This is a genomic window from Sulfurimonas lacustris (assembly GCF_059705355.1).
On record NZ_AP046125.1, the window covers coordinates 1,178,709 to 1,199,277 of the forward strand.

The 20,569-nt window shown below is 32.1% G+C and carries 24 protein-coding genes and 10 pseudogenes; 32 read left to right on the plus strand and 2 right to left on the minus strand.

Annotated elements, in window-relative coordinates; genetic code table 11:
* Positions 1 to 252 precede the first annotated feature (252 nt).
* From wecB to AC6H4V_RS06225, 8 genes and pseudogenes are all read left to right on the plus strand, one after another.
* Positions 253 to 1,224 (plus strand): annotated as a pseudogene (wecB, locus tag AC6H4V_RS06190) (non-hydrolyzing UDP-N-acetylglucosamine 2-epimerase).
* Positions 1,203 to 2,187: pseudogene (locus AC6H4V_RS06195) on the plus strand (nucleotide sugar dehydrogenase); the annotation flags it as partial. The pseudogenes wecB and AC6H4V_RS06195, both read left to right, overlap by 22 nt.
* Positions 2,188 to 2,211: 24 nt before the next feature.
* Positions 2,212 to 3,117 (plus strand): annotated as a pseudogene (locus tag AC6H4V_RS06200) (NAD-dependent epimerase/dehydratase family protein).
* Positions 3,108 to 4,153: pseudogene (locus AC6H4V_RS06205) on the plus strand (nucleotide sugar dehydrogenase). Before AC6H4V_RS06200 ends, AC6H4V_RS06205 begins: the two co-directional pseudogenes overlap by 10 nt.
* A gap of 1 nt (position 4,154) precedes the next feature.
* Positions 4,155 to 4,900, plus strand: a pseudogene (locus AC6H4V_RS06210) (sugar nucleotidyltransferase).
* Positions 4,897 to 5,808: pseudogene (locus AC6H4V_RS06215) on the plus strand (dTDP-glucose 4,6-dehydratase); the annotation flags it as partial. The pseudogenes AC6H4V_RS06210 and AC6H4V_RS06215, both read left to right, overlap by 4 nt.
* Before the next feature lie 61 nt (positions 5,809 to 5,869).
* A pseudogene (locus AC6H4V_RS06220) lies at positions 5,870 to 6,189 on the plus strand (sugar 3,4-ketoisomerase).
* A 48-nt stretch (positions 6,190 to 6,237) separates the two neighbouring features.
* Positions 6,238 to 6,480: a hypothetical protein gene (locus AC6H4V_RS06225; protein ID WP_497606149.1), complete on the plus strand. Its 243-nt coding sequence runs from the start codon at positions 6,238 to 6,240 to the stop codon at positions 6,478 to 6,480.
* Between the two features lie 656 nt (positions 6,481 to 7,136).
* Here the strand turns inward: AC6H4V_RS06225 and AC6H4V_RS06230 are convergent.
* Positions 7,137 to 7,978, minus strand: a protein-coding gene (locus AC6H4V_RS06230) for an IS5 family transposase (protein WP_497606150.1) whose coding sequence is annotated in 2 segments (ribosomal slippage) — positions 7,137 to 7,579 and positions 7,579 to 7,978 — 843 coding nt in all. Because the reading frame shifts where the segments join, the coding sequence is not laid out codon by codon here.
* Between the two features lie 215 nt (positions 7,979 to 8,193).
* Here AC6H4V_RS06230 and AC6H4V_RS06235 point away from each other — a divergent pair.
* From AC6H4V_RS06235 to AC6H4V_RS06280, 10 genes and pseudogenes are all read left to right on the plus strand, one after another.
* The gene (locus AC6H4V_RS06235) at positions 8,194 to 8,445 is read left to right on the plus strand and encodes a hypothetical protein (RefSeq protein WP_497607914.1); all 252 of its coding nucleotides are present in this window, start codon (positions 8,194 to 8,196) and stop codon (positions 8,443 to 8,445) included.
* Between the two features lie 166 nt (positions 8,446 to 8,611).
* Positions 8,612 to 8,803 carry a hypothetical protein gene (locus AC6H4V_RS06240; RefSeq protein WP_497606151.1) on the plus strand — a complete coding sequence of 64 codons (192 nt, stop codon included), beginning with the start codon at positions 8,612 to 8,614 and terminating at the stop codon, positions 8,801 to 8,803.
* Between the two features lie 143 nt (positions 8,804 to 8,946).
* Positions 8,947 to 9,222 carry a hypothetical protein gene (locus tag AC6H4V_RS06245; protein ID WP_497606152.1) on the plus strand — a complete coding sequence of 92 codons (276 nt, stop codon included), beginning with the start codon at positions 8,947 to 8,949 and terminating at the stop codon, positions 9,220 to 9,222.
* A 1-nt stretch (position 9,223) separates the two neighbouring features.
* The gene (locus tag AC6H4V_RS06250; protein WP_497606153.1) at positions 9,224 to 9,673 is read left to right on the plus strand and encodes an HAD family hydrolase; all 450 of its coding nucleotides are present in this window, start codon (positions 9,224 to 9,226) and stop codon (positions 9,671 to 9,673) included.
* Positions 9,636 to 9,812, plus strand: a complete 177-nt coding sequence (locus AC6H4V_RS06255; protein WP_497606154.1) for a hypothetical protein — start codon at positions 9,636 to 9,638, stop codon at positions 9,810 to 9,812. The genes AC6H4V_RS06250 and AC6H4V_RS06255 overlap by 38 nt, the downstream gene beginning before the upstream one ends.
* 67 nt (positions 9,813 to 9,879) lie before the next feature.
* A pseudogene (locus AC6H4V_RS06260) lies at positions 9,880 to 10,462 on the plus strand (DegT/DnrJ/EryC1/StrS family aminotransferase).
* A 100-nt stretch (positions 10,463 to 10,562) separates the two neighbouring features.
* Positions 10,563 to 10,754 (plus strand): annotated as a pseudogene (locus tag AC6H4V_RS06265) (DegT/DnrJ/EryC1/StrS family aminotransferase); the annotation flags it as partial.
* 118 nt (positions 10,755 to 10,872) lie between these two features.
* Positions 10,873 to 11,211 carry an LbetaH domain-containing protein gene (locus AC6H4V_RS06270; protein ID WP_497606155.1) on the plus strand — a complete coding sequence of 113 codons (339 nt, stop codon included), beginning with the start codon at positions 10,873 to 10,875 and terminating at the stop codon, positions 11,209 to 11,211.
* Between the two features lie 699 nt (positions 11,212 to 11,910).
* Positions 11,911 to 12,159: a hypothetical protein gene (locus AC6H4V_RS06275; RefSeq protein WP_497606156.1), complete on the plus strand. Its 249-nt coding sequence runs from the start codon at positions 11,911 to 11,913 to the stop codon at positions 12,157 to 12,159.
* A 184-nt stretch (positions 12,160 to 12,343) separates the two neighbouring features.
* Entirely contained in the window at positions 12,344 to 12,490 is a 147-nt protein-coding gene (locus tag AC6H4V_RS06280; protein WP_497607915.1) for a glycosyltransferase, read from the plus strand.
* Positions 12,491 to 13,143: 653 nt separating this feature from the next.
* Here AC6H4V_RS06280 and AC6H4V_RS06285 read toward each other — a convergent pair.
* Positions 13,144 to 13,985, minus strand: a protein-coding gene (locus AC6H4V_RS06285) for an IS5 family transposase (protein ID WP_497606150.1) whose coding sequence is annotated in 2 segments (ribosomal slippage) — positions 13,144 to 13,586 and positions 13,586 to 13,985 — 843 coding nt in all. Because the reading frame shifts where the segments join, the coding sequence is not laid out codon by codon here.
* Positions 13,986 to 14,274: 289 nt separating this feature from the next.
* On the opposite strand from AC6H4V_RS06285, the gene AC6H4V_RS06290 reads away from it, so the two are divergent.
* From AC6H4V_RS06290 to AC6H4V_RS06355, 14 genes and pseudogenes are all read left to right on the plus strand, one after another.
* Positions 14,275 to 14,511: a hypothetical protein gene (locus AC6H4V_RS06290; protein ID WP_497606157.1), complete on the plus strand. Its 237-nt coding sequence runs from the start codon at positions 14,275 to 14,277 to the stop codon at positions 14,509 to 14,511.
* A 159-nt stretch (positions 14,512 to 14,670) separates the two neighbouring features.
* Entirely contained in the window at positions 14,671 to 14,940 is a 270-nt protein-coding gene (locus AC6H4V_RS06295) for a hypothetical protein (protein ID WP_497606158.1), read from the plus strand.
* Positions 14,941 to 15,124: 184 nt separating this feature from the next.
* On the plus strand, positions 15,125 to 15,322 hold the full coding sequence (locus AC6H4V_RS06300) for a hypothetical protein (RefSeq protein ID WP_497606159.1): 198 nt from the start codon (positions 15,125 to 15,127) through the stop codon (positions 15,320 to 15,322).
* A gap of 22 nt (positions 15,323 to 15,344) precedes the next feature.
* On the plus strand, positions 15,345 to 15,497 hold the full coding sequence (locus AC6H4V_RS06305; RefSeq protein ID WP_497606160.1) for a DapH/DapD/GlmU-related protein: 153 nt from the start codon (positions 15,345 to 15,347) through the stop codon (positions 15,495 to 15,497).
* 88 nt (positions 15,498 to 15,585) lie between these two features.
* Positions 15,586 to 16,288, plus strand: a pseudogene (locus AC6H4V_RS06310) (asparagine synthetase B family protein).
* On the plus strand, positions 16,266 to 16,484 hold the full coding sequence (locus AC6H4V_RS06315) for an asparagine synthase-related protein (protein ID WP_497606161.1): 219 nt from the start codon (positions 16,266 to 16,268) through the stop codon (positions 16,482 to 16,484). Before AC6H4V_RS06310 ends, AC6H4V_RS06315 begins: the two are co-directional and overlap by 23 nt.
* A gap of 81 nt (positions 16,485 to 16,565) precedes the next feature.
* Positions 16,566 to 16,976 (plus strand): asparagine synthase-related protein, encoded by a 411-nt coding sequence (locus tag AC6H4V_RS06320; RefSeq protein ID WP_497606162.1) that lies wholly within the window; start codon positions 16,566 to 16,568, stop codon positions 16,974 to 16,976.
* A 41-nt stretch (positions 16,977 to 17,017) separates the two neighbouring features.
* Positions 17,018 to 17,413, plus strand: a complete 396-nt coding sequence (locus AC6H4V_RS06325) for an asparagine synthase-related protein (RefSeq protein WP_497606163.1) — start codon at positions 17,018 to 17,020, stop codon at positions 17,411 to 17,413.
* Positions 17,414 to 17,611: 198 nt separating this feature from the next.
* Entirely contained in the window at positions 17,612 to 17,893 is a 282-nt protein-coding gene (locus tag AC6H4V_RS06330; protein WP_497606164.1) for a hypothetical protein, read from the plus strand.
* Positions 17,894 to 18,060: 167 nt separating this feature from the next.
* Entirely contained in the window at positions 18,061 to 18,249 is a 189-nt protein-coding gene (locus AC6H4V_RS06335) for a glycosyltransferase (RefSeq protein ID WP_497606165.1), read from the plus strand.
* Positions 18,250 to 18,451: 202 nt separating this feature from the next.
* Positions 18,452 to 18,892, plus strand: a complete 441-nt coding sequence (locus tag AC6H4V_RS06340) for an acyltransferase family protein (RefSeq protein WP_497607916.1) — start codon at positions 18,452 to 18,454, stop codon at positions 18,890 to 18,892.
* A 218-nt stretch (positions 18,893 to 19,110) separates the two neighbouring features.
* Positions 19,111 to 19,698, plus strand: a complete 588-nt coding sequence (locus tag AC6H4V_RS06345; protein ID WP_497606166.1) for an acyltransferase family protein — start codon at positions 19,111 to 19,113, stop codon at positions 19,696 to 19,698.
* A gap of 81 nt (positions 19,699 to 19,779) precedes the next feature.
* Positions 19,780 to 20,082, plus strand: a complete 303-nt coding sequence (locus tag AC6H4V_RS06350) for a hypothetical protein (protein WP_497606167.1) — start codon at positions 19,780 to 19,782, stop codon at positions 20,080 to 20,082.
* Positions 20,027 to 20,344, plus strand: coding sequence for an SGNH hydrolase domain-containing protein (locus tag AC6H4V_RS06355; protein WP_497606168.1), 318 nt, complete (start codon positions 20,027 to 20,029; stop codon positions 20,342 to 20,344). The genes AC6H4V_RS06350 and AC6H4V_RS06355 overlap by 56 nt, the downstream gene beginning before the upstream one ends.
* Positions 20,345 to 20,569: the final 225 nt, after the last annotated feature.

Sequence of the window (20,569 nt, forward strand, 5' to 3'; positions counted from 1 at the left end):
ACAAATCTAAAATTCAAAACTAGAGACTCTTCACTCGCTGCGCTCACTCAGAGTGACGAACCTTTGTCATCCTGAGCCTTCTCTCCGTCATCCTGAGCGAAGCGAAGGATCTCAAGAGACAAGAAACACCCAGATCAACATAGGCACAGGCGAAGACATCGGCATAAAAGAGCTTGCTGATAAGATTAAAACTATGTATGATTTGTATTTAAAGGAAAAAAAGTGAAAATATTGGTAACAGGAACAGCAGAATTGAAAAAAGTATTGTTGGTGTTTGGTACAAGACCAGAAGCAATCAAGATGGCTCCTCTTGTAAAAGAGTTTCAGAAATATCCAAAAGATTTTGATACAAAAGTTTGTGTAACAGCTCAACATAGAGAGATGTTAGATCAAGTGCTTGAGATAAAGCCGGATTATGATTTAAACATTATGAAGCCAGGTCAAGATTTGTTTGATGTGACAGCCAATGTCCTTTTGGGATTAAAAAATGTGCTAAGGGATTTTAAGCCGGATATTGTTCTTGTGCATGGTGATACTACGAGTGCAAGCGCTCTGGCAGCATTTTATGAGAAAATAAAAGTTGGACATGTGGAAGCGGGCCTGCGAACAGGTGATATATACAGTCCTTGGCCAGAAGACTTCTTACTGGAGTGCTCGCAAATTATCACTTTGCTCCGACACAAACAAGCAAAGAAAATCTTATAAAAGATGAAACAACTATAGCAGTTATTGATGGGCTGTTCTTGGCATTAGATAAAATAGAAAATATAAATGGGCAATATGAATTGATCGAGGATAGAAAAATTATTTTAGTTACAGGTCATCGCAGAGAAAACTTTATAAATATTTGTGAAGCTTTAAAAACAATTGCAAATCAAAATATTGACATTGTTTATCCGGTACACTTAAATCCAAATATTCAAAAACCTGCACGTGAGTTACTATCAAATGTATATCTGCTTCAATATGAAAGTTTTATATACATGATGAGCAGATCATTACTGACATCTTTAGGTAAACCTGTTCTTGTCATGAGAGACACCACTGAGCGACCAGAGGCCGTAGAAGCAGGAAACAATCATAAAAGAAGCTCAAAGGTTGCTTGATGATAAAACAGCATATGAAAAAATGAGTAAAGCGCACAATCCTTACGGTGACGGAATTTCTAAAGGGAAATGCTTGATGATTAAACGAAAAATAGGCTTCCAACATCAGCACTTCTAGCTAATCGCGGTTATGGTGTAGATGTAGTTGATACAATCAATCAAGGAAAAATCCACATAGTAGAACTGGATACTTTTGTAAAAGCTAAAAGCAGATATATTTGTCATAGCAGTTCCTACACCTTTTCATGATGGATTTGTACCCAATATCGACTATGTCGTATCTGCAACAATAGCTCCTTATGTAAAAGATGGTTATATTAGAATCCACTTCTCCAGTTGGAACAACTGACAAGGTTGAAGCAACATTGAAAGAAAATGGAGTGGATACAAGCAAGCTCATTGTCCAGAGAGAGTTCTTCCAGGGCACATCATGAGAGAGCTTGTAGAAAATGACAGAATCGTTGGCGGTACTACACAAGAAGCTACAAAAGTAACAGCGGAATTCGTCGCAGGAGAGGTGCTTGAAACAGCAGAGATGGCAAAACTTACTGAAAATAGTTTTAGAGATACCAATATAGCATTTGCAAATGAGCTAAGCATGTTATGCGATAAATGTATGGGAGTTGATAAAACTCGCAAACAGACACCCAAGAGTAAATATTCTTCAACCTGGAGCCGGAGTAGGTGGGCACTGTATAGCGGTAGACCCTTGGTTTATAGTTCACGCTGGCGGAGAGAGTGCAAAGCTTATCAGAACAAGCAGGGAAGTAAATAATTATAAAACAGAATGGGTCATTGAAAAGATAAAAAACGCAGCACTAGCTTACGAAAATGAAAACGGAAGAAAAGCAAAAGTAGCATGTATGGGGCTGGCCTTAGGGAATCACCTGCTCTTTATATAGCGAGAAGGCTAAAAGGTGATGGATTGGATATACTTGCAGTTGAACCAAATATAGAAAGTCATAAAGAGTATAAAGAAGCTATAAAAATGGCTGATATAATTACTTTTTTAGTGGCACATAAAGAGTTTAAAAAATTAGATATAAAAACGAATTTAGATTTTTGCGGGGTAATAAGATGAAGATATTAGTAACAGCAGGAAGCCATTAAACTACTTGCTCGTGGTGATGAGGTAGTTGGACTTGACTACTATGATCAAAATGTCAAATATGGCAGGCTTCAAAGAGGTGGAATCATAAATACCCTTGAAGATATACCTTATGGCAAACTTCTTATATCTAACACTATAAGCTTAACTTAGAGGACAATGATGAAGCAGAAAGATTTGATGCAGTATGTAATCTGGCGGCACAGGCCGGGGTTAGATACTCTTTAACAAATCCTGATGCCTATATGGATAGCAACATCATAGGATTTATGAATATTTTGGAATCATGCAGACATTACAATGTTACGCTTCTAGCTCATCTGTTTATGAAGAGTTGCCATTTAGTACAAACCACAATGTTGATCATCCGATTTCACTATATGCAGCTAGTAAAAAATCAAATGAATTAATGGCGCATACTTATAGTCATCTATTCGGGATATCTACTACGGGTCTTAGATTTTTTACAGTTTATGGACCTTGGGGAAGACCTGATATGGCGCTTTTTTTATTTACTAAAGCTGCTATTGAAGGAAAGGCTATAGATGTGTTTAATAATGGCGAAATGCTTAGAGACTTTACATATATAGATGATATTGTAGAGAGTCATATACAATCCGGCTAAAAGAGATGAAGAGTGGAATGGAAGAACAGGAGAAGTCTCAACATCATCAGCACCATACAAAATTTATAATAACCCTGTAAAACTAATGGATTTTATAACAGCCATTGAAAATAATAGAAAAAAATTACCTGCCAATTCAAGCAGGTGATGTACCTGCAACCTATGCAGACTTGGTAGAGGACTTGGGTTATAAACCAGCCACTCCGGTACAAGATGGGATAAATAAGTTTATTGATTGGTATCTAGAGTTTTTTAAGCTAGAGCAAAAATATGTGTAGTAGGTTTAGGGTATGTTGGTCTTCCGCTTGCTCATGCGTTTAGCGAAAAATACAAAGTAGTTGGTTTTGATATATCAAAGTGGAGAATAGATGAGCTTTCAAGCGGACACGATAGAACTTAATGAAACACAAGTAAAAGAAGCACTTGCAAATGGCATGAAGTTCACTCTGAATATTGATGATATTAAAGATTGTAATATCTATATAGTAACAGTTCCAACCCCGATAGATAAAAGACCAGACCTCTTATAAAAGCTATTGGAAAAGTACTTAAAAAAGATGACATAGTTATTTATGAAAGTACAGTTTATCCGGGAGCCACTGAAGAGGATTGTGTGCCAGTTCTTGAAAAATTCTCTGGACTAAAATTTAATCAAGATTTCTTTTGCGGTTATAGCCCAGAGCGAATCAACCCAGGCGATACAGTTACAAAAATTAAAAAAGTAACAGCAGGAAGCACACCTGAAATAGGTAGATGCTCTTTATGCAAGCATCATTACGGCTGGCACCTACTATTAAAGCTGCAAAAGTTATAGAAAATTCTCAAAGAGATATCAATATAGCATTTGTGAATGAACTCGCAATTATTTTCAACAAACTTGGCATAAATACAAATGACGTCTTGGCAGGAACTAAATGGAATTTCGTCCAGGACTTGTAGGTATTACTTGACACATAAAGCGCAGCAGGTAGGTTATAACCCAGAGATTATCTTGGCAGGAAGAAGACTCAACGATAACATGGGTATCTATGTCGCCAACCAAGTCATCAAGCTGATGATAAAAAAATAGAAGGTGCCAGAGTTCTCGTACTTGGTATAACATTTAAAGAAAATTGCCCGGATAGTAGAGTTATAGATGTTATACAAGAGTTTGGATATATATGACCCGTGGGCATGAATATGGACTTGAATTGCAAAAGAACATAGATGCGTCGAAATACGAAGCTGTTGTTTCACACGGTAAATTTGGATTTAACAGATGCTATCATTTATGATATTAAGTCTGTTTTAAAAGAAAGTGACGGTAGATTGTAAAATGAAAGGCATAATCCTAGCAGGCGGAAGTGGAACAAGGCTCAATAAGCAATGATCTATTATCCTCTCTCAGTTTTAATGCTTGCTGGAATTAAAGAGATACTCATCATTTCAACACCTCAAGATATAGGAAGAGTTGCTGGGTAACGGCAGTGACTGGGGAATAAATCTTTCATATAAAATACAGCCCTCTCCTGATGGACTTGCTCAAGCTTTTGTGCTTGGTGAAGAGTTTATTAGTAACGATAGTGTTTGTCTCATTCTTGGGGACAATATCTTTTACTCCATTGCAGTTTCACTTAAAGTTGTTTTTGGCTATCAAGTAAAAGATCCAGAGCGATTTGGTGTAGTTGAATTTGATGGCAATTAGCATAGAAGAAAAACCAAAATCAAATTTTGCCGTAACTGGTCTGTACTTTTATGATAATAATGTAGTAGAAATCGCTAAAAATGTAAAACCTAGTGAGCTTGAGATAACGACTGTAAATCAAGAGTATCTTAAAAGAGGAAAACTTAAAGTAGAACTTTTAGGGAGAGGATTCGCATGGCTAGATACTGGAACGCACGACAGCCTCATAGAAGCTGGACAGTTTGTGCAAACGATAGAGCATAGACAGGGGTATAAGATAGCTTGTCTTGAAGAGATTGCTTACAACAACAAATGGATAACTAAAGAGCAAGTTTTAAAAACCATTAAGTAAAAATGGTTATGGACAGTATCTTATAGATTTGGTAAAAGATAAATGAAAAACATACTTTTAACTGGAACGGCAGGTTTTATAGGCTCAAACTTTGTGCCGTATTTTTTGGACAAACTACAATCTTATAAACTTGGACCTGCTTACTTATGCAGGAAGCTTAGAAAATTTAAAAGAGTGTGAAGCAAATTCATCAAAGGTAATATTTGCAACCGTGAGTTTATATTTAACGAGTATGACATACAAGGTGTCATTCACTTTGCGGCAGAATCACATGTAGATAACTCTATAAAAAATCCGGCTGTATTTATAGAGACGAATGTAAATGGAACTTTTACGCTGATAGATGTTGCGTATAAATATTGGATGAATAAACCGTTTAGTTATAGAGAAAAATATAAGAATTGCAGATTTCATCATATAAGTACTGATGAGGTTTACGGAACTTTGGGCGAAACAGGACTTTTTACGGAAAGTACGCCCTATGCGCCGAACTCTCCATATTCAGCTTCATCGGACATGATAGTAAGAGCTTATAGAGAGACATACGGAATGAACACGGTTATAACAAACAACTATGGACCAAAACAGCATGATGAGAAATTAATCATAAGAAATGCACTAAAAGGAAATCCAATTCCAATATATGGTGATGGAAAAAATATAAGAGATTGGCTCTATGTGATAGATCATTGCAAAGGTATAGACTTAGTGTATCACGCTGGAGAAACATATAATATCGGTGGAAGAAACGAGAGAACAAACCTTCAGATAGTTGATAAAATATGTACGATATTGGATGAAAAGGTACCAACAAAAAAGAGCTACAAAGAGCTGATTACGTTTGTAGAGGACATGATAGATGCTACAAAACTCGAAAATGAGCTTGGATGGAAAGCAGATGAAAATTTTGACAGTGGGATAGTTAAGACTATTGAATGGTATTTAAAGAAATATGGAATAACAGCATTACAAGAATTTAAAGTACTTGGTGACCATCGAGGTCAATTAATAGCACTTGAAGCAAATACCTTTTGATGTAAAAAGAGTTTTTTATATTTATGGCACACAAGAAGGAATACCAAGAGGAAATCATTCTCACTATAAAACAAAACAGTTTTTGATAGCTGTAAGGTTACACTAGACGATGGGAAAAATAAAGAAACTTTTGAGCTAAATAAACCAAATATAGGACTTTTTCAAGATGCCCTTATTTGGGGAACAATGCATGATTTTAGCTCTGATTGCGTGCTTATAGTTATGGCTGATGAGTATTATGTAGATAGTGATTATATAAGAGATTATGATAAAAGAGGTAGCAAATGTCTAAAATCTTAATAGCCGGTGCAGGTGGTACTCCATCTGAAAATGTAATAAAATCTTTACTTGAATGAAACTATTATTGGTATGGGAAGTGATTTAATACTTTCAAAAGCAAGTAAAAAATATATTATTCCTTATGCTGTTGATAAAGAGTATAAAAATAAATTGTTACAAATATTAAATATCGAAAAGCCTGATATTGAAATTCTTGAGGCTTCAAGATTAAGAGATTCTATATTATCAACGGGTACCAAACTGTATATGCCTACACATGAAGTTATAGAGACAAAGGCAAGTCAGCTGTAATATGGGAAAAAGAAGGTATTAAAACTTTTGATATTAATACTCCTGAAGATTTAAAAAAAGCTTTTGATATTCTTGGTGATAATGATGGAAAAATATGGCTTAGAGCAAATGTTGGTGGTGCTCTACCAACAAATGATTATGAGTTTGCAAAAAAATGGATTGATAGATTTAAGAGTTTACTGTTAACAGAAAAAACAGTTACATGGCATGAAGGTGAGCTCAAACTAGAAAAAGAAAATCATGGAAATAGAACTCTTTCCGGTGTTACCAAGGTTGGTGAAACATATTCATCAGAGCAAGTAAACACAATAGCTCAAGATGCTATTGATAAAAGACCTCATGGTATTTATGGTGTTGATAAAAATCCTACTGAAATTAATATCTCAAGATTTTTCACTACAGCTTATTTCTTTACGCAAGCAGGATTGAATTTGCCAAAAATTTTTAAAGATATTGCACTTTACAATGAGTTTAGATAAAAAAATAAATCCTTTACCGGATGGATTGTTATGGTTAAGAGGTATGGACTGTGAGCCTTTGCTCACAACAGAGGAAAAAATCTTAAAAGAGTTATGAAAAAAGTATTGTTGCTAACCGGTACTACAGGTTTTATAGGACAAAATATTTATTGAAAAAGAATAGACTTCTTGCATAACCTAACATTTTATTCCAAATCCTCGATCTGCGTTAATTAAAGCACATATCAGATTGAAGCGTAAACCAAATCGTTTTCTGCGATTTCGGTACTTTTCTCCAAGTATTTTAAATGTTTTTATTTTAGCATTCACATGCTCAACGCATATGCGAGCAGATGCTTTCATTTTGTTGGAAAGCTTATCTTCTTTTGTAAGAGGATGAAGTTTGGTTTTTTTCTTTGGAATATCACTATTCATATGAAGAGAATTGATTCCAAGATAGCCAGTATCTACTTTTACATTGGTCTCTTTTTTGATTGGCAATCTCGATTGTTTGAACAGCTTAAAATCGTGGATATTATGTACGCTAACAGCGGTACAAATAATGCGCTGATTGCTATCAATCACGATTTGTCCTTTGGCTGTATGTCGCTTTTTCTTTCCACTGTAGCATCTGTGTTGCCTTTTTTTGGGCGTTGAACTGAGCATTCAGTTGCATCGATAACGATATAATCAAGTTCAATTCCTCCATCTTCATATAAGGCTTTTTTACCAGGTAGTGAAAATTTACCTGATTGTATCAATACGCTCTCCATCTCTTGAATCACTCTTGATACTGTCGCTTCACTTACGCCATAGTCAAATGCAATATGTGCCATACTCCTATACTCTCGATAGTATCCCAACATAAGCAATAGCTGGTCTGCAATCGACAAAGTATTTGGTTTCCCGCCTCTGCTCTTTTTGGCTTTATGATACTCTTGGCATACTTCAAGCATCAACCCAAATGTCTCTTTTTTTACCCCTACCAATCGTTTAAAATCAGTCGGTTTCATTTTTTGCAATCGTTCATATTTTTCCATACAAACAAAAAGCAATTTCTGAACCGCTTTTTGGGTTATGCAAGAAGTCTAATAATTATGAAGTAGTGTTGTTGAAAACAGTTTTACATAAAAACTATACATTCGGAAAAAGTGATTTTGCCAAAAAATATTGGAGCTTTTACTCCTAAAAATGATGTTGAAAAATCAAATACAAATATTTAATAGATAATTTACCAAATACTCCATCAAAATTTATTTTTTTAAGTACACTTGATGTTTATGGGATAATTAGTGAGGATGTAATACCTAATCCTCTATCATTGTATGGTTGGTCAAAGCTATATTGCGAAAAGATGCTTGAAAATTGGTCAAAACAAAATAGCATAATTCTTCAAATACTAAGAGTTGGAAAAGGTGAAGAAGCTTATAAAAAAGTAATTCCGCTAACAATGAAGCTCCTCAGATCTTTGGAATGGGCGATGAAAAAAGAAGTTTTTTACATGTAGATGATGTTTGTTATTTTATAATGAAAAGTATAGGTCTTCAAAAATATGAAGGGGTTATTAATCTATGCTCCTCAAAATCGTATACAATTAAAGAGATAGTAGAGATATTTCTAAAAAAGATTTAGTAATTGATTATGTTCAAACAGAAAATATAGGAGTAGATTTTGTGTTTGATACTTCAAAAATGAATCAGCTCTTGGGACACGAAAAAGTTAATATAAAGGAAGGGTTGAAAAATGAATACAACTTAGATGGAAAATGGTATGTTGAAGGGCAATTAGATTTTGATAGAAAGCTGATTTACTATAGATATAAAACGTTAAAGAGGTCCTTATGGATTAGAATTAGGTTCTGCTGAAGGAGAAATGACACAGTATCTCATTGAACATTTAACAAGCGTAGATGCTTTTGGAAATCATACAGTTTTTTTGAAGATTTTCAACCGCACAATACGATTGTTATGGAACATATTTTAGAACATGTCGACAATCCTATGAAAAGATGATGTTCCAAATACACCGTCTAGCAGCTGTTAAAATGGGATTATTGAAAACTCCTGATGAATTAAATGCGCGAGATCATCAAAGAGTTTATTCGATGGATACATTTGCAAAAGATATTGAAAATGCAGGATTAAAAATAATAGAAAAAGGTGGCGTTTTTTTTAAACCTTTGTCTAATGGGCAGATAGAAAATAATTGGAATGAAATGATGATTGAGCTAGGAAAAGATTTTCCAGAAAATGCAGCAGAATTGTATGTTGTGTGTAGAAAATAAAATGTTAGATTATATTTTTTTAGATCTTGATGGCCCAATTCTTGAAGGCAAAAACAGACATTATCAATGTTATAAAGATATTATTGAAAGACATGGAGGAAATGTTCTTGATGTAGATACGTATTGGGATATGAAAACATCTAAAATTACGAGAGATGTGCTTTTAAATAAAAGTGATTTTCAAGAAAGCTATGAAATTTTTTTTAAAGAATGGATGAATACTATCGAAAATAAACAATATCTTAGATTAGATACTTTGAAACCTAAAGTAGTAGAAACTCTAAAAAATATAGCAGATAAAATTGTTTTAGTAACTATGAGACAAAATCGTGAATTTTTAATACAACAACTTAAGAATTTGAAAGTACATGATTTTTTTGATGAAATAATAGACTGCCCACCACAGAGAAAATATGAAGCACTTAAAAATAAAAGCTATTTTTATTGGTGATACAGAAGAAGATACAAAAATGCTTGGAATAAAATCTATTGGAATTACAAATGGTTTAAGAAAAAAAGAATATTTAGATGCAGATTATTATTATGAAGAGATAAAAGACATTGATTTTAGTAGATTGGAGATAAAATGATTCCATTTTTAGATTTAAAAGGCACAATATAGAGGCTTGCACTAAAGTAATTGACAGTGGTTGGTATATTCAAGGAAATGAATGTAAAGAGTTTGAAAAAGAGTATTGTGGTACAAAATATGCCATAGGTGTAGCAAATGGACTTGATGCTCTTATTTTAATCCTAAGAGCTAGGAATTATTAAAGATGGTGATGAAGTAATAGTACCTTCGAATACTTATATCTCATACCTGTTTTAGTTGAGCCAGATATAAATACATATTTGATAGATCCATTAAAAATAGAAAATGCAATAACTTCAAAAACGAAAGTTATTTTACCTGTTCATCTTTATGGGTAAGATAAATAAGATAGCAAAAAAATATAATCTAAAAGTAGTTGAAGACTCAGCTCAATCTCATGGAGCGTATTGCAGTGGAAATCTAGGTGATGTAAGCGGTTTTAGTTTTTATCCTGGAGCTTTAGGTGATGGTGGAGCAGTTACGACAAATGATGAAGAACTTGCAAATGCTATAAAAGCATTGGCTAACTACGGAAGTCATAAAAAATATGAAAATCTTTATAAAGGTATAAATAGCAGGCTTGATGAAATGCAAGCTGCCATGCTAAGAGTGAAACTTAGACATTTGGATGAAGAAGTAGAAAAATAGCGAATTATTATTTAGAAAATCTCAAAAATGAGCCTTCCAGCACTCAGATAATCATGTTTGGCATTTATTTGTAGTAAGAACAAAAAAAAGAGGTGACCTACAAAAACATTTGCTTGAAAATGGAATCCAAACACTGATTCATTATCCAATCCCTCCGCATAAACAAAATGCTTATAAAGAGTGGAATAGCAAAAGCTATTCAATAAGTGAACAAATACATGATGAAGTGTTGAGTTTACCAATTAGTATAGAAGATACTGAAAAGATCGTAAAGATTTTAAATGAGCTTTAATATTTTTATCTTTAAAGTATTCTTGGATATGTGTTATTTCAATATCCAAGAATACTAAAATATAAATTGTCAGAGTGTTGTAGGAAAACCTATCTATAATCAGCTTTTAGGCGCAGGTATGATTGTATTTGGTAAAAATGTAAACTTAGGGGTAAAGCCTAGCCCGCATCTTTATAGTGGATATGGTTACATCGATGCAAGAAAAGAAAACTCAAAAATTATAATAGGTGATAATGTTTGGATAAACAATAACTTTATGATTGTTAGTGAGGGCGCAGGCATAGAAATAGGTAATCAAACACTTATAGGCCCAAATGTAGAGATAACTGATAGCGATTTTCATGATTTGCATCCTGATAGAAGAATGGGCGGAGTTCCAAAAACAGCAAAAATTATAATAGGCAAAAACGTATTTATCGGTTCTAATGTAAAAATACTCAAAGGTGTAACACAGTGATAGCTCCATAGTTATAAAATCAATACCTGCAAATGTAATAGCAGGTGGGTATCCATGTAAGGTAATTAAAGAAATTGACGCTAATTAAAACATCGGTTTTGACCGCTATTTCAACTATTATAAAAGTTGTAATAAATAAAGTTTTGGCGCTATACGTTGGTCTTGCGGCTGTAGGACAATTTCATGAGCATAGTTACAACTTTTTCAAATGGTGCAATAACTAACAGCAGAATATCAAACCATAGAGCAAAAACAAAAGATATTTAGTTTGATAATCTCTATTTTTCTTTTTGGATTTGGTGATTATTTTAAAAGATTCACAATATAGCAGTGTATTTATAGTGCTTGGCATAACAATACTTTTATTTGCTTTGATGTCTATTTTAAATGGACAAAAAATATGTTTTCGTAAATATAGTTAGTAGTTTGGTTTACATCATGGTTAAATCTTATAGGTGCTTTATATGCACTTGTGGTAAATCAATCAGTGATATTTTTTGTAACTTTAACCTTTGTAGCTGGTTTAAATTAGAGTACTTCACACAAGGCATAGATAAAGAGAGTTTGATAAATACTCTCTTATGGCTATAACATCAGCCTTAACAGTTCCTGTAAGCCATTTGGTAGTACGAAATTATATAGGTGAAAATTTAGGCTGGATATTGGCAGGGAATTTGGTATATATCTAGCATGTATCTCATGGTAGTAACCACATCGCTAAGTGTGTATTACTTGCCACGACTCTCAGATAATTGTGAACTGAAAAAAGAGATACTAAATGGTTATAAAATCATTATGCCAATAGTTGTATTTTTAGCGTTTAGTATATTTTTATTAAAAGAAGATGTTGTGTTTATAGCTTTTAGTGAAAAATTTATCCCTATGATAGAATTATTTAAATGGCAACTTATAGGAGATGTGATAAAAATAGCTTCATGTTGGCTATGACAATAGCGTACATATATTTAGAAATTATATTTAGTATTTTATTTGTACTGTTATCTATAGTTTTAATAGATAATTTTGGACTTGTTGGTATTACTTATGCATTTAGTTTGAATTATTTACTGCATTTCATAGTGATGATACTTATTTTTAGGAGAAAAAAAAATTACCAGCAGTTGATATTTTAATTGTAACTTATAATCAAGAACAATATATAGAAGAAGCCATCAAAAGTGCAATAAATCAAGATTATTTAAATAAAAAGATTATTATAGCTGATGATGCATCAACAGATAGAACCAAAGAAAATATAGTAAGAAATATCCAAATCTAATCATAACTGCTATGTCTAAAGAAAATGGCGGTCTTACCTCAAATTGTAATAATGGTTTAGCATATTGCAAAGGTCACTTCCTCGCTCATATGATGTGCTGTTACCAAATAAAATATCTAGGCAAGTAGAATGGTTTAACAAGCATGAAAATGCTGCAATCTGCGGACATTTACTTTATATTTGTGATGAAAACTCAAATATAACAGGCAAGTATGCCATACAAAAACGAATGGGAAAAGGTCCAGAAAAATGGTGCTGTATCAACTATGATCAGATCTTGTTTTATACCTGAATATGGGTATGATAAAAGAATAAAGTGATTGGAAAATGTATTATCTGAAGAGAAAGAATATAGATGAGTATAGAAAACATTCCAATAATATAACAATTATGATGGATGACTTTAGATGAAGAAAAGCCTCAATATAAGAAATCAGTAGATATTGCTAGGTCCATGGTCATAGACTATGGTTATGCAAGTAGGTAATTATTTAGAGTCAATTAATTGGTTTGTAAAACACCCACGTCAATATTAGAGTATTATATTTATATTGCAAATTGGATTGTAATGGTACTTTTTATCATATTTGGACCTGTGTTAGATATAGGTTTTTCAGATGTTATTGTCATTTTCATTAGACTTCTTGCATAACCTAACATTTTATTCCAAATCCTCGATCTGCGTTAATTAAAGCACATATCAGATTGAAGCGTAAACCAAATCGTTTTCTGCGATTTCGGTACTTTTCTCCAAGTATTTTAAATGTTTTTATTTTAGCATTCACATGCTCAACGCATATGCGAGCAGATGCTTTCATTTTGTTGGAAAGCTTATCTTCTTTTGTAAGAGGATGAAGTTTGGTTTTTTTCTTTGGAATATCACTATTCATATGAAGAGAATTGATTCCAAGATAGCCAGTATCTACTTTTACATTGGTCTCTTTTTTGATTGGCAATCTCGATTGTTTGAACAGCTTAAAATCGTGGATATTATGTACGCTAACAGCGGTACAAATAATGCGCTGATTGCTATCAATCACGATTTGTCCTTTGGCTGTATGTCGCTTTTTCTTTCCACTGTAGCATCTGTGTTGCCTTTTTTTGGGCGTTGAACTGAGCATTCAGTTGCATCGATAACGATATAATCAAGTTCAATTCCTCCATCTTCATATAAGGCTTTTTTACCAGGTAGTGAAAATTTACCTGATTGTATCAATACGCTCTCCATCTCTTGAATCACTCTTGATACTGTCGCTTCACTTACGCCATAGTCAAATGCAATATGTGCCATACTCCTATACTCTCGATAGTATCCCAACATAAGCAATAGCTGGTCTGCAATCGACAAAGTATTTGGTTTCCCGCCTCTGCTCTTTTTGGCTTTATGATACTCTTGGCATACTTCAAGCATCAACCCAAATGTCTCTTTTTTTACCCCTACCAATCGTTTAAAATCAGTCGGTTTCATTTTTTGCAATCGTTCATATTTTTCCATACAAACAAAAAGCAATTTCTGAACCGCTTTTTGGGTTATGCAAGAAGTCTATTAATTATATATGTGCTAGTTTATAAAAAAAATGCTATAGTTAAAAAATATTTTTTTATCTATATTTTTTTATAGTTTATTGTTTGATTTATATCATGTAGAGTATGCTATACGCGTTTTACTACGTCCAATAAAATTAATTATTGTATTTACGCTTTGGTTCTGTTATATATAGATGAATATCAAGATAATTATATTAAAATGATTTTACTACGCAATTTCAGTACATGGTATCATTATGATAGCACAGTTTATTTATCCTGATTTTCGTAATTTTGTTTATACTTTTACAACTGCAAAGTATATGCTTGAAGAAAACCAAATGTATAGGATGGCAGGGTTATCATCTGGTGGCGGTGCAATGATATCGGTATTTCAAAGTATCTTGCCATTCATTTTAAAGTTAGAAAAAAAAGTATTTAATACTGATATTATGCTCAATTATAATTGTCTTTTCGATTATTTTTTCTGGTAGAAGCGGCATAGTTAGTATTTTAGTGTTTTTGCCTTTAGTAGGTATTTATCTTTTCATTTTTAGTTCACCTGTGAAAAAATTATTGATTTTATTCTTGCTTGTTATTTTGTTTTTTTCAGTATCTTATTTTGAAAAATAAAATTGATATATTTGACGCGTATGGCAAACGTGCATTTGAAAGAACTTTTGATTGCCTATGGTGAAAATGGTAAACTAGAAGATAGAACAGTCAATGCTTTGGTTGAGCATATAAAAGTGCCAGAAATTTTTATACAACTTTTATTTGGAGAGCTTCACTACTTAGGTGTGGATTCTGATATTGGCTATATTAGGTATCTTTATGGTTATGGGATATTTGGATCAATTATATTTATGCAATTTTATTTTTATATAAAACAAAAAATATATATAAAGACTTATCTTTTTTAAATACTATTATAATTTTAGTAATATTGTTTTTTCAAATGAAGGAAATATTTGTATTTACAAAAACTGGCTTTTCTATCACAAGCTTAATACTGATAGCGTATATTTTATATATTAAAAATTATAGGACAAAAACGATTTATACAATTTAATATTTATATTATTTAAAATTTTTAGAAGGGTCAAGGTGTATTTTTTAAAAAACAATTTTCAATATGTGGGTAATAATGTAGTATTTAATCCGGACGATATTTTTTCTTACAATACAATATCACTTGGGAATGATGTTTTTATAGCAAAAGGTGCAGTTATGAGCGCTTCTGAAAGTTCAATAACAATCGGGAATAAAGTTATGATTGGTCACAATGATGGGGGGAGATCATAATATATACAAAATTGGAGAATATATGTATGATGTACATGAGAAGCTTCTAGGGAATGATTTACCAATTGAAGATGATGTTTGGATTGGAGCTAATGTTACGATTTTAAAAGGAGTTAAAATCGGTATGGGTAGTGTTATAGCTGCTGGTTCAGTTGTGACGCATACAGTGTTATAGCAGGAGTTCCCGCAAAGACTGTGAAAAAGAGATTTAAAGAGAAAGAATTAGAAACCCATGTAAAACTTTTAAAGGAAAAGATTAATAAATGTGCGGAATAGTAGGTAAGGTTTCAAAAAATAATTGTAATAAAAATCATATTATAAAACCAGTGGAGTTGTTATTTCATAGGGGTCCTGATGAACAAGATATATTGTGCTTTGATGACATTGTGCTTGGTCATACAAGATTAGCTATCATAGATACTAAGCACGGTCATCAACCTATGCAATTCTCTTATAAAGATAAAAATTACACGATGGTATATAACGGCGAAGTCTACAACTATAAAGAACTACAGGATATTTTAAAAGACAATGGTATTGATATCCATACTGATACAGAAACCATTTTAAAATGGTTAGTATTTCAAGGCGTAAATGAAGGTATAAAAGCTTTAAATGGCATGTTTGCCATAGCCTTATATTCTCATGAAGATAAAAAACTGTATTTATGCAGAGATAGAATGGGAATAAAACCTTTGTACTATAGCTTAAATGCAAATGGATTATTTTTCTCATCTGAAATTGAAAGCTTTTTGTGAAGTTGAGAAGAGTCTAAATCAAGAAGCCTTAGAACAGTTTATGTACTTTGGTTATCCAGTGGCTCCAAATACCATGTATGAAAATGTGTTTGAGCTTAGAGCAGGGCACATGCTTGAGTATGATTTAAATACAAAGCAAACTATTGATACACAGTATTGGAGTGTAGATGATTATAAAAGAGATTATGCAGGAAGAGGCTGTGGATGAGCTAGATGCATTGCTTCAAGAAGTGATAAAAGACCAATTAGTCAGTGATGTTGGTTATGGTACTTTTTTAAGCGGTGGAATAGACTCTAGTTTGGTTACTTCAATGGTAAGTACAATAAATTCAATGCTTATACTGTTTCTTTTGATGATAAGAAATATGATGAACTGCCGTATGCAGAACGATATGAAAATATAAATCATATAGTTTATTACTCATCAAATTTTAATCTTGATGCTAATTTTGTAGATTTGATACTCAAGCATGTAGGGCAACCATTTGCAGATTCCTACATATTTAATAGCAAAAGAAGTAAGAAAAAATGAAAAGGTTATACTTTCAGGTGATGGCGGTGATGAACTTTTTATGGGTTATGAGACATTTAGTTGGTTAGATAAAATTGATGGAGTTAAAAATATTCCTTTGTTTTTAAGGGAATTTGCACTGTTTTTATTTAAAAAACTACCTTTAAGCATTGTAATAAATAAAAATCTTAATAGGCAAATCAATAAAGCACTGAATTATTCTATGATGGATAAAACTGATTTGGCTTTTTCATTAAATAGTATTTTAGATTTGATAGATTTAGGGCTGGTAACCGACAAAAAATCATTTTTATGGCTTAAGGAGTTAAAAAAAGAATTGGCCTTAGAAGAAAATGATTCATATACAGTTTTTTGCTCAAAGTAAAATTATCTGGGGATATGCTTAGAAAAGTAGATAGTATGACTATGGCAAATTCAATAGAGGTTAGGGTTCCATTGCTTGATAACAGAGTAGTAGATTTCGCTTTATCTTTGCCAGTAGAGTTTTTGTACAGAGATGGGATTAAGAAAAGTATTTTAAGAGATGTAGCAAAAAGATATTTACCTGAAGATGTTATTAGCCATAAAAAATGGGGATTTTCAATACCAATGCATAAAGTTTTGGAAAAAGAGTTTATAGAAAAGTATAGGTATTTATTCAATAAATATGAAGTGTTAAATAGTGATTTTATTAATCAGTTTAAAGAAGAAAATAAAGAAGATGTATATGAAAATTATAGTCAATACACAATTGACCATATCAATTGGATGACAATACTTTTATATAGATGGATAGAAAAAAACGGAGTAAAAATTGACTAATAACAATTATATACTTATTGGGGGATATCCGCCAAAAGATAAGGAACAGCATCCTGGCGGACAAGTTACCGCAACTAGGCTGAATATGCTCAAGAACATAATATAAAATTAAATATTATAGATACATCCCAAAATAGCTTTCCTGTTCCATCACTAAGAGATAGATTAAAAAGCGCTTTTAATAGAATTCTAAAATTAATGCAACTGTTAAAAGAAAAAAATATAAATGGTGTGATTATCTTTAGTAGTACAGGGTTGAGTTTTTATGAAAAAGTTTTTATGGCACTGATTGCAAGAATATATAAAACAAAAGTACTCTTATTTATTCGCTCCGGGCATTTTATAGATTTGAACAAAAAAAGTAAAGTTGCAAAATTTATAAATAAGTTATTGCTGAAAATACCAGACTATATAGGGGCACAAGGCAATAAGTGGGTAGAGTTTTATAATGAAATGAACGTAGATAAAACTAATACATAACTGGATAAAAGTATATGATGATATAGATTTTAAAAAGAACAGTGATAATGTAGTGTTTTTGTTTGCCGGATGGATAGTAGAAAAAAAAGGAGTATTAGAACTTTTTGATGTGATAGAAGGGAATAGGGACTTAGATAAATATAGATTTAGATTTGCAGGAACACTTTTTGAAAAGCTACATCAAAGATAAAAATTTAACAAACATTGAGATGCTTGGCTGGATGGGCAGTGATGAATTACAAGAAGAGTACAAAAAAACAGATGTATTTATTTTACCATCGCATGCAGAAGGTTTCCCAAATGTAATTTTGGAAGCGCTTAATCATAGACTGCCAATAATTAGCACAAATACCTGATTCGGTAATTAATGAATATAACGGCTATATCATAGAGCCAAAAGCTTTATATGAAAGCATTAAAAAATTAGGTGAATCATTTGAAAAAAGATTAGAATTTTCAGAAAAGAGTGAAAAAGTGCTAAGAGAAAACCACGATTTTAATAAAACTTGCCAAAAAGTGTTTGAGATATTTGAAGAGAAAAAATGAGCAAAATAAATTATAGATGGTTTAAGAGCAATAGCTATTATAAGTGTTCTTTTATTCCATCTTGACTCCAATTATTTAAGCGGTGGTGTTGATATATTTTTTGTAATTAGTGGATTTTTGATAACTAGTATAATTAAAAATGAGGTGGAAACTACAGGTAGTTTTAAGAATTTTTATATAAGAAGATTATTTCCAGCGTTATTTGTAGTTTTATTTTTGACAACAATATTTGCAGCTTTAACATTATCACCAACTCATCTAAGTAGTTTCGGAGGTGCTTCATTTCTAAGTTTGTCAAATTTTTATTTTTGGAGTGAAGCTGATTATTTTGATGTTTCTTCAAAACTGAAGCCACTTTTGCATACTTGGTCGCTCAGCATAGAGGAACAATTTTATCTGATATGGCCTATTTCCCTTCTACTGTTGTTAAAAATAAAGCATATATTTACTTAGTACTTTTTTTGATTGTTGTGACGAGTTTTTACATGAACGACAGATTTGATGATGGTAGTGTTAGCTTAGTAAATCATTATTTGCCGAGCTTGAAAGAGTATATATCTGATGGTAAATCTACCATTTTCTTTTTGTTGCCATTTAGATTATATTTGGTGCAGCTATTGTGTGGCTAATTAGCTATAAATTAAAGCATACATATTTTATTTGTATTTGGTTTGGCGCTGATTGGCTATTCTGTTTTATTTTTTACAGAAGAACTTTTGTTCCCATCTTATTATGCAGTTTTGCCAACACTCGGTGCAGCTTTTTTGATATATTCAGGTGCGGTGAGCAGGTTTAATATTATTCTATCAAATAAATTAACTGTAGGTGTCGGTTTAATAAGTTATTCTCTGTATTTAATTCATTGGCCTATAATCGTATTTTGGAATTATTTGGCTTCAACAGTAACAATTTATCAAAATATTTTTATCGTCATTATCTCAATAGCTCTTGCTTTTTTAAGCTATAAATACATAGAACAGCCATTTAGAAAAAAAAGATTTGATTTAACAAAATCATATTGGAAGTATAGTTCTGCAGCAGCATTTGTAATAATGGGTTATATCGGTATTAACATGTACACTCATAACGGATGGGAGTGGAGAATGAAGTCACCGGTTGTTTTTGAAAACGTGGGAGACAGTAAGAACTTTCACAAAAAGTTTTATGGCGGAGAAGGATACACAGAAAGTGGGGCGGTTTATACAGATAAACCTGCAGATATAGTTGTTATAGGCGATTCCCATGGAAGGATTGTATAAAGTCTTAGCAAAAACAAATAGGTTAAGCCTGTATAATAGTTCAGGAACAAGCTGTATGATTTTACGCGAATAAGAGAAGGTGTGAATTATGCTCTAAATAACGGATTGAAGTATTTAAAAGAAGGGGACCAAAATTCTATTTTAGTTATATCTGAATTGTGGTTATTTCAAATGTCAGTAGCTGATTTATTAGATAAACAAGGAAACAGAAGAAATATAAAAGTTACAACAAAAGAAGTGTCAGATGCCATTTTAGAGTTAAAAAGCAAAATAGGAGATAGAACTTTAGTCGTAATAGGACAAGTTCCCGGTGCTGAGCATAACCTTTATGATATATTTACAAGACCAAGACCTATCTTTTTTGGATCAGTATATTACATCTAAACCAAGAGAAGATTTTGTTCAGTTTAATGATTATTTAAAAAAAGTTGCCTTGCAAACAAATAAATTTATATTCCTTGATCCTTTTGATGTTCTTTGTGATGAGAAAGAGGATGTGCTTGAAGGTCAAAAAATGTGTAGAAATTTAGATTCTGATAAGCATCTTATATATTCTGATGCTTATCATTTAAGTAAATATGGCTCAATAAAAGAATTTATGCCGGAGTTTGAGACAATATTAGGTAGAAAGCTAAAGTATGACTGAAAAAGAGATTCTCCATAATAATTTACTTAGATTGTTGGCCGCGTTACAGGTAGTTTATACACATTCTGTATCACATCTACATATTAAAAATGAAATAGCACTTTTTATAAAAAGCGTAATAGTATATTTTTTCTTATAAGTGGCTATCTTATAAGCATGTCATACGAGAAATATTAAAGTGTATGCTAAAAACAGATTTTTAAGAATTATTCCAGGGCTTTATGC

What these genes read in the sequence shown, in the direction of transcription:
- AC6H4V_RS06270 (WP_497606155.1), top strand. Translation starts at nt 10,873, where the DNA reads ATGATTGTATTTGGTAAAAATGTAAACTTAGGGGTAAAGCCTAGCCCG.
- AC6H4V_RS06245 (WP_497606152.1), top strand. Translation starts at nt 8,947, where the DNA reads ATGATGTTCCAAATACACCGTCTAGCAGCTGTTAAAATGGGATTATTG.
- AC6H4V_RS06305 (WP_497606160.1), top strand. Translation starts at nt 15,345, where the DNA reads ATGTATGATGTACATGAGAAGCTTCTAGGGAATGATTTACCAATTGAA.
- AC6H4V_RS06250 (WP_497606153.1), top strand. Translation starts at nt 9,224, where the DNA reads ATGTTAGATTATATTTTTTTAGATCTTGATGGCCCAATTCTTGAAGGC.
- AC6H4V_RS06325 (WP_497606163.1), top strand. Translation starts at nt 17,018, where the DNA reads ATGGCAAATTCAATAGAGGTTAGGGTTCCATTGCTTGATAACAGAGTA.
- AC6H4V_RS06315 (WP_497606161.1), top strand. Translation starts at nt 16,266, where the DNA reads ATGCAGGAAGAGGCTGTGGATGAGCTAGATGCATTGCTTCAAGAAGTG.
- AC6H4V_RS06255 (WP_497606154.1), top strand. Translation starts at nt 9,636, where the DNA reads ATGAAGCACTTAAAAATAAAAGCTATTTTTATTGGTGATACAGAAGAA.
- AC6H4V_RS06330 (WP_497606164.1), top strand. Translation starts at nt 17,612, where the DNA reads ATGCAACTGTTAAAAGAAAAAAATATAAATGGTGTGATTATCTTTAGT.
- AC6H4V_RS06295 (WP_497606158.1), top strand. Translation starts at nt 14,671, where the DNA reads ATGGCAAACGTGCATTTGAAAGAACTTTTGATTGCCTATGGTGAAAAT.
- AC6H4V_RS06355 (WP_497606168.1), top strand. Translation starts at nt 20,027, where the DNA reads ATGATATATTTACAAGACCAAGACCTATCTTTTTTGGATCAGTATATT.
- AC6H4V_RS06275 (WP_497606156.1), top strand. Translation starts at nt 11,911, where the DNA reads ATGGTAGTAACCACATCGCTAAGTGTGTATTACTTGCCACGACTCTCA.
- AC6H4V_RS06290 (WP_497606157.1), top strand. Translation starts at nt 14,275, where the DNA reads ATGATAGCACAGTTTATTTATCCTGATTTTCGTAATTTTGTTTATACT.